At 69.7% G+C, this 14,665-nt stretch carries 13 protein-coding genes; 2 read left to right on the top strand and 11 right to left on the bottom strand.

Annotated features, from left to right (window positions below; all coding sequences use genetic code 11):
- The 7 genes from FHS55_RS15990 to FHS55_RS15960 form a co-directional block, all read right to left on the bottom strand.
- On the bottom strand, positions 1 to 2,301 hold the full coding sequence (locus FHS55_RS15990; protein WP_183190780.1) for an FdhF/YdeP family oxidoreductase: 2,301 nt from the start codon (positions 2,299 to 2,301) through the stop codon (positions 1 to 3).
- Between the two features lie 290 nt (positions 2,302 to 2,591).
- Positions 2,592 to 3,185, bottom strand: coding sequence for a cytochrome b (locus FHS55_RS15985; protein ID WP_183190956.1), 594 nt, complete (start codon positions 3,183 to 3,185; stop codon positions 2,592 to 2,594).
- A gap of 11 nt (positions 3,186 to 3,196) precedes the next feature.
- Positions 3,197 to 4,258 (bottom strand): catalase family peroxidase, encoded by a 1,062-nt coding sequence (locus FHS55_RS15980; RefSeq protein ID WP_183190779.1) that lies wholly within the window; start codon positions 4,256 to 4,258, stop codon positions 3,197 to 3,199.
- A gap of 150 nt (positions 4,259 to 4,408) precedes the next feature.
- Positions 4,409 to 6,046 carry a Na+/H+ antiporter gene (locus tag FHS55_RS15975; protein ID WP_183190778.1) on the bottom strand — a complete coding sequence of 546 codons (1,638 nt, stop codon included), beginning with the start codon at positions 6,044 to 6,046 and terminating at the stop codon, positions 4,409 to 4,411.
- A 229-nt stretch (positions 6,047 to 6,275) separates the two neighbouring features.
- Positions 6,276 to 6,884, bottom strand: a complete 609-nt coding sequence (locus FHS55_RS15970; protein ID WP_183190777.1) for an HdeD family acid-resistance protein — start codon at positions 6,882 to 6,884, stop codon at positions 6,276 to 6,278.
- Positions 6,885 to 7,029: 145 nt separating this feature from the next.
- Positions 7,030 to 8,154 carry an FAD binding domain-containing protein gene (locus FHS55_RS15965; RefSeq protein ID WP_183190776.1) on the bottom strand — a complete coding sequence of 375 codons (1,125 nt, stop codon included), beginning with the start codon at positions 8,152 to 8,154 and terminating at the stop codon, positions 7,030 to 7,032.
- Positions 8,155 to 8,174: 20 nt separating this feature from the next.
- A complete protein-coding gene (locus FHS55_RS15960) occupies positions 8,175 to 9,299 on the bottom strand; it encodes an MFS transporter (protein ID WP_183190955.1) in 1,125 nt (374 codons plus the stop codon).
- Between the two features lie 245 nt (positions 9,300 to 9,544).
- Here FHS55_RS15960 and FHS55_RS15955 point away from each other — a divergent pair, with 245 nt between their 5' ends.
- Complete coding sequence (locus FHS55_RS15955; protein WP_183190775.1) at positions 9,545 to 10,441, top strand: LysR family transcriptional regulator; 897 nt, start codon at positions 9,545 to 9,547, stop codon at positions 10,439 to 10,441.
- On the opposite strand, the gene FHS55_RS15950 is transcribed toward FHS55_RS15955, so the two are convergent.
- From FHS55_RS15950 to pncA, 4 genes are all read right to left on the bottom strand, one after another.
- Positions 10,432 to 10,962, bottom strand: coding sequence for a DsbA family protein (locus FHS55_RS15950; RefSeq protein ID WP_183190774.1), 531 nt, complete (start codon positions 10,960 to 10,962; stop codon positions 10,432 to 10,434). The two genes, FHS55_RS15955 and FHS55_RS15950, sit on opposite strands and share 10 nt — an antisense overlap.
- The gene (locus tag FHS55_RS15945) at positions 10,959 to 11,468 is read right to left on the bottom strand and encodes a redoxin domain-containing protein (RefSeq protein ID WP_183190773.1); all 510 of its coding nucleotides are present in this window, start codon (positions 11,466 to 11,468) and stop codon (positions 10,959 to 10,961) included. Before FHS55_RS15945 ends, FHS55_RS15950 begins: the two co-directional genes overlap by 4 nt.
- Before the next feature lie 230 nt (positions 11,469 to 11,698).
- The gene (locus FHS55_RS15940) at positions 11,699 to 12,475 is read right to left on the bottom strand and encodes an SDR family NAD(P)-dependent oxidoreductase (RefSeq protein WP_183190772.1); all 777 of its coding nucleotides are present in this window, start codon (positions 12,473 to 12,475) and stop codon (positions 11,699 to 11,701) included.
- 74 nt (positions 12,476 to 12,549) lie between these two features.
- The gene (gene pncA / locus FHS55_RS15935) at positions 12,550 to 13,200 is read right to left on the bottom strand and encodes a bifunctional nicotinamidase/pyrazinamidase (RefSeq protein ID WP_183190771.1); all 651 of its coding nucleotides are present in this window, start codon (positions 13,198 to 13,200) and stop codon (positions 12,550 to 12,552) included.
- Positions 13,201 to 13,381: 181 nt separating this feature from the next.
- Between pncA and FHS55_RS15930 the strand changes: the two genes are divergently transcribed.
- Complete coding sequence (locus FHS55_RS15930; protein ID WP_183190770.1) at positions 13,382 to 14,614, top strand: aminotransferase class III-fold pyridoxal phosphate-dependent enzyme; 1,233 nt, start codon at positions 13,382 to 13,384, stop codon at positions 14,612 to 14,614.
- Positions 14,615 to 14,665: the final 51 nt, after the last annotated feature.

Below are 14,665 nucleotides of genomic sequence, written 5' to 3'. Positions count from 1 at the left end.
TCAGGCGGCCTCCGTCCGGGCTTGCGAGCGGATGATGCGGATGGGGATGCCCTTGTAGGAGGGCGTGAAGCTCTGCGGATCGTGCGCGCCGAGCGGAACCAGCGGGTTGGTCTCGGGGTAATAGGCCGCGCAGCTCCCGCTCGGGAAGGCGTGGGGCACCACCTTGAAGCCGCGCACGACGCGCTCAATGCCGTCCGCCCAGACGGTGACGAGGTCGACCCGATCATCCGCCTTCAGGCCGCGCTTTTCCATTTCCGCCGTGCCGAGGAACAGCACGTCACGCTGGCCGAACACGCCGCGATAGCGGTCGGAGAGCGAATAGATCGTGGTGTTGTACTGGTCGTGGCTGCGCACGCTGGTGAGCCACAGCACATCGGGATCGTGCTGGGCAGGGTCTTCGCCGAGGCCGGCATAGAGCAGGAAGTTGGCCTTGCCCGAGGCGGTCGCCCAGATGCGTTCGCGCGCGGAGGAGACCAGGTGGAAACCGCCTGGCACGCGGATGCGGGCATTGTAGCCCTCGAAAATGGGAATCACCGCCTCGATGGCGTCGCGGATCGTGTCGTAGTCGGCGATGAAGCCTTCCCAGTCCACCACCGAGCGCCGGCCCAGCGTGGCCCGGGCCATGCCGGCGATGATGGCCGGCTCGCTCTTGAGCTGGTCCGAGGCCGGCGGGTTCATGCCGGTGGAGGCGTGCACCATCGACATGGAATCCTCCACCGTGATGGATTGCGGGCCGGTCGCCTGCACGTCGATCTCGGTGCGGCCGAGGCACGGCAGGATCAGCGCCTCGCGGCCGTGAATGAGATGGCTGCGATTGAGCTTGGTGGCGATGTGGACGCTGAGGTCCAGCTGGCGGAAGGCCTGGTGCGTCTGCTCCCAGTCGGGAATGGCGGCGACGATGTTGCCGCCGAGGCTGACGAAGACCCGCACCTCGCCCTTCACCATCGCCTCCAGCGCGGTGACGACGTTGTGGCCGTGCTTGGCCGGAGGGGTGAAGCCGAAGCGCTTCTCCAGCTGGCCGAGGAATTCCGGCGTGGGGATCTCGGTGATGCCGACGGTGCGGTCGCCCTGCACGTTGGAATGGCCGCGCACCGGGCACAGCCCGGCGCCGTCCTTGCCCATGTTGCCCTTGAGCAGGCAGAGATTGGCGAGCTGCTGCACGCCGCCGGCGCCGTGCCGGTGCTGGGTGATGCCCATGCCGAACACCACGATGGCCCGCTCGGCCTTCATGTAGATCTGCGCGGCTTCCTCGATCACCGCGCGGGTCAGCCCGGAATGGCGCTCGATGTCGTCCCACTGCGTGGCCTTCACATCCGCCATCAGCGCGTCGATGCCGGCGGTGTGGCCGCGGATGAAGTCCCAGTCCAGCACCTCGATGCCGTGGCTGGCGCGGGCTTCCTCGTCGGCCTCGACCATGACCTTCATCAGGCCCTTGATGACGGCGATGTCGCCGCCAACGCGCACCTGGTGCAGCCGGCCGCTGATCGGCGTCGAGGTCAGGGTGGCCATTTCCAACGGGTTCTGCGGCGACTGGAAGCGCTCCAGCGCCCGCTCGCGGAATGGGTTGAAGGAGATGATGGAGGCACCGCGCCGCGCCGCGTCGCGCAGGCTCGTCATCATGCGGGGTGAGTTGGTGCCGGGGTTCTGGCCGAAGATGAAGATGCAGTCGGTCTTGTCGAAATCGTCCAGCAGCACCGTGCCCTTGCCGACGCCGAGTGATTGCGGCAGCCCGACGCTGGTCGCCTCGTGGCACATGTTCGAGCAATCGGGGAAGTTGTTGGTGCCGAATTCGCGCACGAACAGCTGGTAGAGGAAGGCCGCCTCGTTGGAGGCGCGGCCGGACGTGTAGAAATCCGCCATGTCGGGGTTCGGCAGGGCGGCGAGGTGCCGGCCCACCGTGGCGAAGGCTTCCGCCCAGCTCACCGGCAGGTAGCAGTCGCTCGCCTCGTCATAGGCCATGGGGTGGGTGAGCCGTCCCACCATTTCCAGCTCGTAGTCGCTCCAGGTGGACAGCTCGGCAACGGTGTGCGCGGCGAAGAATTCCGGCGTGCAGCGCTTGGCGGTGGCTTCCCAGGCCACGGCCTTGCCGCCGTTCTCGCAGAATTCGAAGGACGACGTGTGCTTGGGGTCCGGCCAGGCGCAGCCGGGGCAGTCGAAGCCCTCCGGCTGGTTCATGCGCAACAGCGTGGTCGCGCCCTTGACTGGAATCTCCTGCTCGACGAGGTGCTGGGTCAGCGCCTTGAGCGCTCCCCAGCCGCCCGCCGGTTCGTCATACCGTCGGATGCTCTTTTTCCCGGACATGGATCGATCTCCACTCATAACCCCATTGCAGACGATGATGCGGGGAGCGGGGTCCGGGTTCTTTCGCAATGGCCCCCATTGTTGCGGGATGACACACCGCCGGCACGGCGGTTCGAAAACCGAAGCACCCGAGCGGCATCCGTCGCGGCGTGCAGGACGACGGGTGCAAGACGAAGCGTGCAGAGCGATGCATGCAGGACGATGCATGCAGGACGCGAAAAACCCCGCTCCGTTCCGCAACGGGCGGGGCTTTGCCAGGGGCCGGCCGGGAAAACAGGGAGCGCCGGCCGCTATTTTCCCGGCCGCGTCGCCTCCCGCGGGGCCGAGACCGATGCCATGCTCTCCAGCACGCCGTCGCGGCGGATGAAGCCGTGGAACAAAGCGGCGCCCGCGTGCAGCGCGATCAGCCCGAAAAAGGCGAAGGCGAGATAGAAATGCGCGTTCCACAGCACCGTGTGCAGCGCGTCGCTGGGCGCCAGGATGGCCGGCAGCTGGATATGGCCGAGCAGCACGACCGGATAGCCGCCGGCCGACAGCATGCCCCAGCCCAGCAGCGGCATGCCGATCATCAGGGCATAGAGCCCGTAATGCGAGAGATGCGCGCCGAGCTTGATCAGCGGCGGCAGGTCGGCCGGCAGTGGCGGCGCACCGACGACGAGGCGCACGGCGAGCCGGATCAGCGCGAGCAGCAGGATGACGAAGCCGAGCGTCTTGTGGGTCTCGACCAGCGGCAGGTATTTCGGGGTGACGGTCGAGTTCATGCCGACGCCGATGAACAGCATGGCCAGGATGCAGGCCGCCATCAACCAGTGCAGCAAACGCTGGAGGGCGGAGAAGCGCGGGGTCACGGACGTGGATCTCCCGGTCACGGCGTTCCGGGTCATGGCGCTGGCTGTCATGGTTTGGCTCCCGTCGTGGCGGTCGCGTTATAGGGATAGTCCTTCACTTCCGACGTGCGCAGGTTGAACGAGCGGGCATAGGCCGCCGAGCGGGCCGCCGGGAAGGGATCATCGGAAACGGCGATGCCGTCGGGCAGGATGGTCGGGTCGAAATTGATGTCGCGGCACGGCCCGTCGCGCTCGTCCTCGATCTTCTGCACGACCAGCGTGCCGGCATCGATGGTGCGCCGGCCCGCCGGCCAGACCTTCGAGGGATCGTTGGTCGGGTCGCCCGCCTCGGCCAGTGTGATCACCAGGTTCCAGCGCTGCGGGCCGGACGCCACGCGCTGGGCGATCTCCTGTTCCAGGTGATCGGGGCCGAGTGCGGTCAGCTCCGCGTCGGTGATCGGCGTCACCGTCGCCTGCGGCACGTAGGACCAGCGCACGGCGTGACGGGCGCCGGAGGCATCGACGAAGATGAAGGCGTTCAGACTGTTGAAGGCGTCCTCGGCATAGCTCGCCGTCCAGGGCGCGCCCTTCGCCCAGCCGACGAAGGTGCCGAATTCCGGGTTGGCGGCGATGAAGCCCTTCATCGCCTCCGGATCCTTGCTGTGCGAGGCGGTGAGCAGGTCGTAGAAGGCCTGCGGCGTCGACACCGGGAAGAACGGCGGGTCGATCATGGCGGCGCGCCAGAGCGTGCCGTCCGGCGCCGTCAGCTGCAGTCCCAGCCCGCGCACCCGCACCGTGGCGTCCGGCGCGTTGGGATCGGCGGTGCCGAGATTGAAGCGGCCGAGCGCGGGATAGGTGCCGGCGGCAAGAAGGCCGGCGCGCGAGAGTTCGGCACCCTTGCCGTTCGATTCGAACACGCCGGTGAAGCAGATGCCCTTGGCGTGGTTGCGTCGGTGGCCGAGCGCGGGCCCGCCGGGCGGGGCGAGCGCGGCGACGAGCCTGGTGGGCGTGAGGCGGCCGGGCGACAGCCAGCCCGCCGTATAGGCGAAGGCGCCGGTAGCCGCGGCGATGACGGCGGCGCCGATGGCGAATTTTGCCACATCGCCTCGTCGGATAGGTGTTCCCGGCATGATCCACTCCGCCGCTGGCTGTCGTGATGACCGGCCGGGTAGATCCCCGGCATCGCACCCTATCCATTACCCGGATCGCACGCCGGATATTCCCCGTTTGTCATAATGATTCCAAAAAAGCATGGCGTTTGCCCGCTGGGCCGTCACCCCTTAGCCGTCGGCGGCGGTCTGGAAGGCTTCCTCGGCGAGGTCGATCTCGCGCAGCAGCTTGTGGGCGAGGTCGGCGGTGATGCGATGGCCCCGCGCCAGGTTGACGATGGCGGCGCGCTCGGCCGTCAGCCCGACGACATGCAGGCGCTCCTCCTCGTGCAGCGTGCCGGCGGGGGTAAGGGCTTGCGCCTCCGGCTGCAGCTGCGCGAGGCGGTGCTGGTAATAGTCGGCCACCTGCGCCACCGCCGCGAGGCTGTCGCCCTTCGCGCCGCCATCCACGGCCCCGGCGCGGGCCAGCGCGGCGATGGCGGCCTTGGCCGCCTCGATCCGCGCGTCGCGCTCCTGCTGGTCGGGGTGCGGCTCGAGCGGCATCGAGACGCCGCGCAGCAGGCTGGGCAGGCTGGCATTGGCGAGCAGCAGAGAGACGAGGATCACTCCCGCGGCGATGAGGATGGCGAGGTCGCGCGAGGGAAACGGCGCCCCGTCCGGCAGCGCCAGCGGCAGGCTCAGCGCGCCGGCCAGCGTGACAGCGCCGCGTACCCCGGCGGTGGACATGGCGAGGGTGAGCCGCCAGTCGGGCTTGCGCCGGCCGCCGGCCTGCTCGGCATGGCGACGCAGCCAGATGGTGATCGACACCCACACCCAGCCAAAGCGCAGCACGGCGAGCGCCACCGACACCGCCAGCACATACATTGCCAGCCAGCCGAGCCCGGCATGGCCGCTCTCCACCGAGCTGGCGTGCAGCCGCGCGACGATGCCCGGCAATTGCTCGCCCAGCAGCAGGAAGATCGAGCCGTTGAGGGCGAATTGCAGCGTCTCCCACACAGCGTTGCGGCGGATACGGGTGACAGCGAGCGTCTGCGCGCTGAGTTCGATCCGGCTCATCATGATGCCGGCCGCCACCGCCGCCAGCACCGGCGAGCCATGGACCGCATCCGCCAGAAGATAGGCGCCGTAGGGCGTCAGGAGGCTGATGAGGATCTGCGAGGAGGTGTCCTCGCCGATCCGCCGCGCGATCCACATCTTGGCGAGAGAGATCATCCGGCTGAAGGCCAGCCCGATGGCGATGCCGCCCGCCGCCGCCCAGACGAGGTCGGCGATCGAGGACCAGATGGGAAAGGTGCCGGTCATCGCCACCGTGACGGCGAGCCGCAGGCAGACGAGGCCGGACGCGTCGTTGAACAGCGCCTCGCCTTCGAGGATGCGCAGCACCCGGCGCGGGATGGGCACGTTGGTCACCATGGCGGTGGCGGCGACGACATCGGTCGGCGACAGCACCGCCGCCAGCGCGAAACACACCGGCAGCGGCATGGCCGGAATCATCAGGTTGAGCAGCAGCCCCACGCCGAGCACGGTGAGGAAGACCAGCCCGAAGGCCAGCGCCAGGATGGTGACGGCATTGTCCTGCAGGTCCTGCTTGGGCACGCGCCAGCCGTCGAGAAACAGCAGTGGCGGCAGGAACAGCACGAAAAACATCTCCGGCTCGAGCTTCACGCCGAACGAGGTGGTGAGGCCGATCGCGGCGCCGGCGGCGATCTGCACCAGCGGCAGCGCGATGCGCCCGCCCAGCGCGCGGGAGAACCAGTGCGTGACGACGACGCCGACGATGAGGACAAGGATGATCGTGATGGCGTTCATGGCGGCGCGGCGTGCTCGGCGGGGCTCGGAGGACGGCGCGCGGGGGCCATTCCGGCGTTCGCGCTGGTGCCGGGGCGTTCGCCATGCGCTCGTCCCGCCTCCCAAAAAAAGAGGCGGCGTCGGAGGTGGATCCGGCGCCGCCGCGAAAGGGAGAGGGGAGGGACGACAGCGTGGCTGTCGGAAGGCACTATCGCGCAGCTTGCCGGCGGGTTCTTTCCATTCGGCATCGTCAATGCGGAATCGACCGCCGCGCCCGAGCTTCCGCCTGCCCTCGCCGCACCTGCGCGAAGGCGATGAACCCGGCCCCGCGCACCGCCAGATCCGCGCCGATGATGGCGCCCAGCAGCCCGAGCGGCGCCGCCGGCCACAGGGCCAGCATGAGGATGCCGGCATCCATGCTGGCGAGCGCGCTGACCACCAGCCAGCTCTCGCCCCGCCGGTGGCGCAGGGGCCAGGCGGCGGCAAGCCGGCACCCGCCCGCGAGGGTCGCCAGCACGCCGAGAGCCAGCGTGTGCTGGAGCGCGGCGAGGGAGGGATCGGTGAGCATCAGTACGCCAGCAAGGGTGAGGGCCAGGCCCCCGGCAAGCCGTGCCGGCCACTGCGCCCGGTCGGCGCTGGCCAGCGCGTGCGCCACCTCGGCCGCGCCGGCCACCGTCATCATGGCGGCGACGGCGGGCAGGGCGGCGGGCGAGCCGCTGAGGTCGCGGGCGGCGATACCGGCCGCCGTCAGCTGGAGGAGGCCGAGTGCCAGATAGCCGCCCCACCGGCGCGACTGCGCCCTGGGGGCGGCCGAGGCGGTGTCACGGGCGAAATGGCCGGCGGGCAGCACGTTCGCCATGGGGATCTCCTGTCGCGAAAGGGTGCCGCAGCGTCCGCCTGGAGCGGCTTGGCTTCTTTCCCGATCGCGGGCGTCCTTGCCGGATGACATGACGCCGTGCGATGCCGCCCGGACAGGTCTGACCGTGGCGGCACGTTTCGCCCGTTCAGCCGATTTCCAGCGAGCGGCCGAGCCGCTGGCCATAGGCGACGATGGCACGTCCCGCCGGGGCCCGCGCGGCCTCATAGGCCGCGAGCGCCGCGGCGAGGTCATCATGCCCGCTCAGCGCGTCGCGCAGGGCGAAGGCGTCCCCGGCCGCCTTGGCGACGCCCATCGCGGTGTGGGGGCGGGCAACGAAGGCGGCATCGCCCATCAGCGCGATGTGAGGCGAGGTCAGGTGCGGGGCGGCATAGTCGAAGATGGCGTGGAGGAAGGGTGCGCGTTCCGCCAGCACCGCCGCGTGGAAGGCGGGCGGCAGCGCGCGCCCGGCATCGGCGCGCAGCGTCTCCACGGCCTCGGGCCGCACCCGGCCCGGCGCCAGCGAATAGGGCCGGCGCACGCCGTCGATGTCGGTCAGGGCGGCGTCCAGGGCTTCGGCCGCCACGCCGCGATACCACACCCAGTTGTAGCGGCGCTCGCCTGGCGTCGTGGAGCCGTCCGCGCCGGGCACGAGATAGCCCAGCATGTGCGCGCCCGGCGCGTCGAAGAAGGCGAAGCGCCCGAACAGCTGGCGGGCGGCGTCCTCCGGCATGTCGCGCTCGGGCACCAGCCCGCGCCACGTGACATAGCCGACATAGGCGGGCTGCGAGCCCGGCCCGGCGACCGTGCCGCGCACCCGCGAGCCGATGCCGTCCGCGCCGATCAAAAGGTCACCCCGCTCGATGCCGCCATCGGCGAAGCGTATCCATGCCCCGTGCGCGTCCTCGCCGAGCTCCACCGCCTGCCGGCCGCCGACATAGCGCTCGGCGGGCAGCAGATCGCGGAAGGTGCGGAACAGCACGTCCCAGGAGAGCTGGGTCTGCGGGGCGTGCTGGCGCTGGAGGACGGCACCGGAGCGGTCGAGGTGGATGCGCTCCTGTGCCACCACGCCGAAATGGGCGAGGCGCTCGACACCGACCTCGCGCAGGATGTCGAACACCTCGCGCTGGGCGACGAGGCCGGCGCCCCGCCCCTCCAGCCCGTGCACGGAGCGTTCGAACACCGTGACGTCGAAGCCGGCGCGGTGGAGCAGGTTGGCGGCGAACAGGCCGCCGATCGAACCGCCGACGATCAGGATGCGGGTGGGCTTCATGGTGGTGTCCTTCCCTTAGATCAGCCCCGGGGACGGAGCGCTTCGCGCAGTTGCACCCCGGCGGCCAGCGCCGCGAAGCCGGTGCCCAGCAGGCTCACCGCGGTCCAGCCGCCGGCGTTCCAGGCGAGGGTGGAGGCCGCCGAGCCCGCCGCGCCGCCGAGGAACATCGCCCCCATCAGCACGGTGTTGAGCCGGGCCCGCGCCGCAGGACGCAGGGCGAAGACGATGTGCTGGTTCGAGACGAGGGCGCTCTGCATGCCGAAATCCAGCAGCACGACGCCCACCACCAGGCCGATCAGCGAGCCCCACAGGCCGAACACCGCCCAGGAGGCCAGCGTGACCAGCGCGCCGACCAGCACCGTGCCCGCCGCGCCATGCTTGTCGGCAAAGCGACCGGCGAGCGGGGCGGCGAGGATGCCGACCGCGCCGACCAGGCCGAACAGGCCGGCAATATCGGCGCCGAAGCCGAATTGCGGCTGCTCCAGCTGGAACGCGAGGATGGTCCAGAAGGTGGTGAAGGCCGCGAACAGCGCCGCCTGCGTCACCGCCGCCCGACGCAGCGCGGCGAATTCGGTCCAGAGATGGCCGATCGAGCGCAGCGCCTTTGCGTAGCTCATGGTCGAATCCGGCGGGCTGTGCGGCAGGATCGCGGCCATCAGCGCGGCCGCCGCGAGCGCCATCGGCACCGCCAGCCAGAACATTTCCCGCCAGCCGCCATGGGTGGCGACGAAGCCGGCCAGCGTGCGGCTGAGCAGGATGCCGGTGAGAATGCCGGCCAGAACGGTGCCGACCGTGGCGCCGCGCTTTTCCGGCGCCGCCAGATGCGCCGCCAGCGGCACGATCTGCTGGGCGACGGTGGAGAGCAGCCCGATCATCAGCGACGCCGCCACCATGGCCAGTGAGGCCGGTGCCACCGCGGCGAAGGCGAGGGCAACGGCCAGCAGCGTGAACTGGATGACGATCAGCCGGCGGCGCTCCACGAGATCGCCCAGCGGCACCAGCAGGAACAGGCCGGCGGCATAGCCCAGCTGCGTCGCCGTGGGGATGGCGCCGGACAGGCGGCCGGGCAGGTCCTGCTCGATCACCGCCAGCATGGGCTGGTTGTAATAGATGTTGGCGACGGCCACGCCAGCGGCGGCGGCCATGGCGAAAGTGGCGCCGAAGCCGAGCACCGCGCCGGCGGCCGACGGCTTGGCATCGGCCTTCTTGGGTGGGGCGGCTTTGGTCGACCGCTCGCCGCCGAGCGTGTTCTGCATGGACATGGGAAGTCTCCCGGCCCCGGCCGAAAAAGTGGCGGGGGAAAGTGGGTTGGGTTGGGTTACAGATAGACGGGCGGCAGTTTTGTTATAGTTCTGTTCTTTGATCTTCAGTCGTATCGGATTTCGTTAGAATGGATTTCGCCGCTCTCTCCCTGCTCATCGAGACCGTCACCGCCGGCAGCCTGGCGGAGGCGGCGCGGAGGCTGCGCCTGTCGCCGATGAAGGCGACGCGGCTGATTTCCGCGCTGGAGGACGAACTCGGGGTGCGGCTGCTCCACCGCACCACGCGGGCGCTCTCGCTCACCGACGAGGGTCTGGTCTTCCTGCCGCATGCCCGCGCGCTGGTGGAGGAGCAGGCCGCGGCTCTGGCGAGCGTGCGCGGCGCGACTGCCGGCGCGCGCGGACTTCTGCGGGTGAGCGCCTCGCTGGCCTTCGGCCGGCAGGTGCTGGCCCCGCTGGTGGCGCAGTTCATGGCGACGCATCCCGAGGTTCAGGTGGAGCTGCGGCTGACCGACGCGCTGGTCGACATCGTCGCCGAGGGCATCGACCTTGCCATCCGCATCGCCGAACTCGGCGACAGCACGCTCATCGCGCGGCGGCTCGCCGACAATCCGCGCCGGCTGGTGGCGTCGCCCGCCTATGTCGAGCGCTTCGGCGCGCCGGCCACGCTGGCGGACCTGTCGCGCCACGCCTGCCTGACCAGCATCGCCCAGCCGCAATGGAGCTTCGACACCGCGACGGGCAATCATGTCGTCCGGCTCGCCGGCCGTTTCACCACCAATTCCATCGATGCCATCCACGAAGCCTGCCTCGGCGGGCTGGGCATCGCCAATCTCTCGGAATGGAATGTGCGGGAGGATCTCGCGCAGGGCAGGCTGCGCGCCATCCCGCTTGACGATGCCACCCCCGAACCGCTCGCCCTCTGGGCGGTCTATCCCAGTCGCCGGCTGGTGCCCGCCAAGGTTCGGCTGTTCATCGAGGCGCTGGCGCTGCGGCTGAAGCCGGGGAGCGCGGGCGCTCAGGCATAGCTGTCGCCCAGCCGCTCGATGGTGTCGACCAGCGTGTCGAGGTCGACCGGGCCGTCATAGCGCTGGCCGTTGATGAACAGGCAGGGCGTGCCGTTCACGCCGCTGCGCAGACCCCCGCGGAAGTCGCGGCGGATCTTCTCGTCATACGCCCCCTCGAAGGCGGCGAGCACGACGGCGCGATCCAGCCCGAGCGCGTGGCCATAGGCGAGAAGGCTGCGGTCATCGAGCGCGTCCTGGTGCTCGTAGAGCATGTCATGGGCTTCCCAGAACTTGCCGATCGACGCCGCCGCCTCGGCGAAGGCCGCCGCGCGGGAGGCGTGCGGATGGGCCTCGGTGAGCGGGAAATTGCGGAACACGAAACGAAGCCGGCTGCCGAGCGCTTCCTGCAGCGCCTTGAGCACCGGGTAGGCCATGCCGCAATAGGGGCATTCGTAATCGCCATATTCGACCAGCGTGACGGGCGCATCCTCAGGCCCGGCGGCATGGTCGTCGGTGCTCACCGGCGGATTGAGCTGGCTCATGACGCGGCTCCCGTGGACGGCGAGTGGGCCGCCATCTCGTCCAGCGCGCCGAGTATGCCGTCGGCACCGGGATTGATGCCCACCGGCGAGACGTGGCTCCAGGCGATCTTGCCCGCGGCATCGATGACGAAGAGCGCGCGTTCCGACGTGCCCTCATGAGCGCGGTAGACGCCATAGGCGCGCGCGACCCCGCCCTTCGGCTCGAAATCGGCCAGGAGCGGGAAATGCAGCTTGCGCTCGGCGGCAAAGGCGCTGTGGCACCACACGCCGTCGGTGGATATGCCCACCAGCTGCGCCCCGAAATGGCGGAACTCCGGCAGCACCTCGTTGTACAGCGCCATCTGGTCGCCGCAGACCGGGCTCCAGTCGGCGGGGTAGAAGGCGAGGATGACCGGCGCCCCCTTGAGGTCCGAGAGCGAGAGGTTCTGGTCGGGCGTGGCGGGCAGGGTGAAGTCCGGCGCCGTTTGGCCGGGCGCGAGCGCGGTGCCGGAATGCTGCTGGTCCATGGTCGGGCTCCTTGGGCGATGTCGGGCCGTGCGCCGCCAACCTCTCCCCGCCGGGCGTGGAGCCGGCGGGTGAGGTGGTGCCGCGGCACGCCGCACCCGTTCGATGGGACCAAGGCTAGGGGCTGGCCTGCCGCTCCGGAATCGCCCGTTCGGTTGCCGGACCCATACGTTGGGGTGCCTTGTTCCGCCCGATTGCCGGAGAGCGCCACCAACCGCCCGCGCCGGGAAGGTCAGACGATGAACTCGACCACCCCGCCATCGACCCGGAGCGCGGCGCCCGTGGTGGCGGAGGCAAGCGGCGAGGCGATGTAGACCGCCATGTTGGCGACCTCTTCCACCGTGGCGGGCCGGCCGATGATGGAGGAGGGCCGGTGCGCCTTGACGAAGTCGATGCCCGCCTGTTCGAGCGTCTTGCCCTTGGCCACCTCGTCCTTGAGCATTTCCGCCACACCCTCGGACAGAGTAGGGCCCGGCAGGATCGAATTGACCGTCACCCCCGTGCCGGCCATGCGTTTGGCAAGGCCGCGGGCGAGCGAGACGTCGGCGGTCTTGCTGACCCCGTAATGGATCATCTCGACGGGGATGTTGTAGCCGGATTCCGAGCCGAGGAAGAGCATGCGCCCCCACCCCTTCGCCGCCATGCCGGGCAGATAGGCGCGGGCGATACGCACGCCGCTCATCACATTCACCTGCCAGTGCCGGTCCCACACCGCGTCGTCCGCCGCGAAGAAGTCCACCGGCTGGAAGATGCCGAGATTGTTGACCACGATGTCGAAGGCGGGCTCGGCGGCAACCAGCGCGGCCAGCCCCTCGGGCGTGGCGAGATCAATGGCGCGCCCGCGCGCCTTCGGCCCCAGCTTCGCCACGGCCGCCGCCACCTTGGGCTCGGTGCGTCCGTTGATCACCACGCTCGCGCCGGCTTCATCGAGCCCCTTGGCGATGGCGAAACCGATGCCCTCGGTGGAGCCGGTGACGAGGGCAGTCTTGCCCGAGAGATCGATCTTCATGGGTTGTCCTTTGCGCGCCTGATTGCGGGTAGCGCCTCATCTGGGGAGCTACCCCCGCACCAGCACAGGGCCCATCACAGGGAAATGACCACCTGCACCCCGGCGGCGTGAAAATCGCGCTCGGCGGCATCCTCGGTGGTGCCCCCCTCGCCGAGCGGCAGGGCGATGGCGCGCGACAGTTCCTTGATGATGACCGCGTCGAAACCGAGCTTCACCGCATCGAGCGCCGACCAGGCGGCGCAGAAATCATAGGCGAGGCCGACAAACACGCAGCGCCGCACGCCCTTGTCGCGGAGATAGCCGGCAAGGCCCGTCGGGGTGCGGTGATCGTTCTCGAAGAAGGCGGAATAGGAATCCACGCTCCGGTGCCAGCCCTTGCGCAGGATGAGATGGGCGCGGCGCAGCGCGCCATCGTGGAGGACGGGGTGAAATTCGGCGCCGGCCGTGCCCTGCACGCAATGGTCCGGCCACAGGATCTGCGGGCCATAGGGCATCGCAAGGGTGCTGAACGGTGCCGCTCCCGCATGGTTGCTGGCGAAGGATGTGTGATCGGCCGGATGCCAGTCCTGCGTCACCACCACCAGCGGGAATTGCGCGCTCAGCCTGTTGATGCCCGGCAGGATCTCGTCGCCGCCGGCCACCGCCAGCGCGCCGCCGGGGCAGAAATCGTTCTGCGGGTCGACCACCACGAGGGCGTCGGCGGGACGGGGTTGGAAAGCCGCCATCGGATCCTCTGCTCCTGCATCGACTGCATCAACATACCGAATTGTTGCGGCGATCCGTCAGGCCATTCTGACACGCGCGACCGGTTTCGGCGGCGGGTCTTACTTTCGGTAGATTGACGCACCGTCCTCGCCTGCGCACCCTTGCGGCTGAATTCTAGGCATGCACAGGCAAGAGGCGAAAATGACCAACTCGCTGGATCGCGCGTTGCGGGAGCGGGCGCTGCGCGTGGTTCCCGGTGGCATGTGGGGGCACATGCACGCCAAGGATCTGCCCGAGGGCTACCCCCAGTTCTTCGCCCGCGCCGAGGGCGCCAGGCTGTGGGATGTCGACGGCAACGAATATCTCGACTTCATGTGCAGCTGGGGGCCGGTCATCCTCGGCCACCACCACGGTGAAGTCGACGCCGCCGCGCTCGCCCAGCTGCAGAAGGGCGATGCCATGAACGGCCCGGCGCAGGCCATGGTGGAACTCGCGGAACTCATGGTCGAGCTGATCCCGCATGCCGACTGGGCGCAGTTCGAGAAGAACGGCACGGACGCGACCACCACCGCCGTCACCATCGCCCGCGCCGGCACCGGCAAGCGCAAGATTCTCGTCGCCCAGGGCGCCTATCACGGCGCGGTGCCGTGGTGCTCGCCCTCCCTGGTCGGCGTCACCAGCGAGGACCGCGCGCATATTCTCACCTACACCTATAACGATGTCGACAGCCTGAACGCGGCGGTGGAGGCGGCCGGCGGCGACCTGGCCGGCATCATCGCCAGCGCCTTCCGCCACGATTATGGCCAGGACCAGGAACTGCCGACGGTCGCCTTCGCGCAGGCCGCGCGTGCGGCGGCGGATGCGGCCGGCGCGGCGCTGATCGTCGACGACGTGCGCGCCGGCTTTCGCCTCGACCTCGGCGGCAGCTGGGAGCGGGTGGGCGTGCGCCCGGACCTCTCCGCCTGGTCGAAATCCATCGCCAACGGCTACGCGCTTTCCGCCGTGACCGGCAATGACCGGTTCCGCGCGGCGACGCAGTCGATCTTCACCACCGGCTCCTTCTGGTGCGGGGCGGTGTCGATGGCGGCGGCGGTGGCGACGCTCACCATCCTGCGCCGCGACAACGCCATCGCCCATATGGAAGCGATGGGCACCGCGCTGCGCGAGGGACTGGCCGCGCTGAGCGCCAGCTACGCCATCCCGCTCCGCCAGACCGGCCCGGTGCAGATGCCCATGGTGCTGTTCGAGGACGATGCGGATCGGCGAAAGGGCTTCGCCTTCTGCGCGGCGGCGCTCAAGGCCGGCGTCTATTTCCACCCGCAGCACAACATGTTCCTGAGTGCCGCCCATACGGGCGCGGACATCGCCCGGGCGCTGGAGGCGGCCGAGCTCGGCTTCCGCGCCGTGCGCGCGCTGGCTCCCGTCGCCGCCTGACGCTTCCCGCGAAACGCTTCCCGCCGATCCATTCCGCCTGTCCGCCCTTCG

Source organism: Ancylobacter tetraedralis, assembly GCF_014195655.1.
GTDB lineage: Bacteria > Pseudomonadota > Alphaproteobacteria > Rhizobiales > Xanthobacteraceae > Ancylobacter > Ancylobacter tetraedralis.
This window is presented reverse-complemented; position numbering and strand designations above follow the sequence as displayed.

Coding starts and splice junctions, on each gene's coding strand:
- FHS55_RS15965 (WP_183190776.1), bottom strand. CDS start 8,154: ATGAAGCCCACCCGCATCCTGATCGTCGGCGGTTCGATCGGCGGCCTG.
- FHS55_RS15950 (WP_183190774.1), bottom strand. CDS start 10,962: ATGAGCCAGCTCAATCCGCCGGTGAGCACCGACGACCATGCCGCCGGG.
- FHS55_RS15990 (WP_183190780.1), bottom strand. CDS start 2,301: ATGTCCGGGAAAAAGAGCATCCGACGGTATGACGAACCGGCGGGCGGC.
- FHS55_RS15955 (WP_183190775.1), top strand. CDS start 9,545: ATGGATTTCGCCGCTCTCTCCCTGCTCATCGAGACCGTCACCGCCGGC.
- FHS55_RS15975 (WP_183190778.1), bottom strand. CDS start 6,046: ATGAACGCCATCACGATCATCCTTGTCCTCATCGTCGGCGTCGTCGTC.
- FHS55_RS15985 (WP_183190956.1), bottom strand. CDS start 3,185: ATGACCCGGAACGCCGTGACCGGGAGATCCACGTCCGTGACCCCGCGC.
- FHS55_RS15960 (WP_183190955.1), bottom strand. CDS start 9,299: ATGGCCGCCGCCGCTGGCGTGGCCGTCGCCAACATCTATTACAACCAG.
- FHS55_RS15930 (WP_183190770.1), top strand. CDS start 13,382: ATGACCAACTCGCTGGATCGCGCGTTGCGGGAGCGGGCGCTGCGCGTG.
- FHS55_RS15970 (WP_183190777.1), bottom strand. CDS start 6,884: ATGGCGAACGTGCTGCCCGCCGGCCATTTCGCCCGTGACACCGCCTCG.
- FHS55_RS15980 (WP_183190779.1), bottom strand. CDS start 4,258: ATGCCGGGAACACCTATCCGACGAGGCGATGTGGCAAAATTCGCCATC.
- pncA (WP_183190771.1), bottom strand. CDS start 13,200: ATGGCGGCTTTCCAACCCCGTCCCGCCGACGCCCTCGTGGTGGTCGAC.
- FHS55_RS15940 (WP_183190772.1), bottom strand. CDS start 12,475: ATGAAGATCGATCTCTCGGGCAAGACTGCCCTCGTCACCGGCTCCACC.
- FHS55_RS15945 (WP_183190773.1), bottom strand. CDS start 11,468: ATGGACCAGCAGCATTCCGGCACCGCGCTCGCGCCCGGCCAAACGGCG.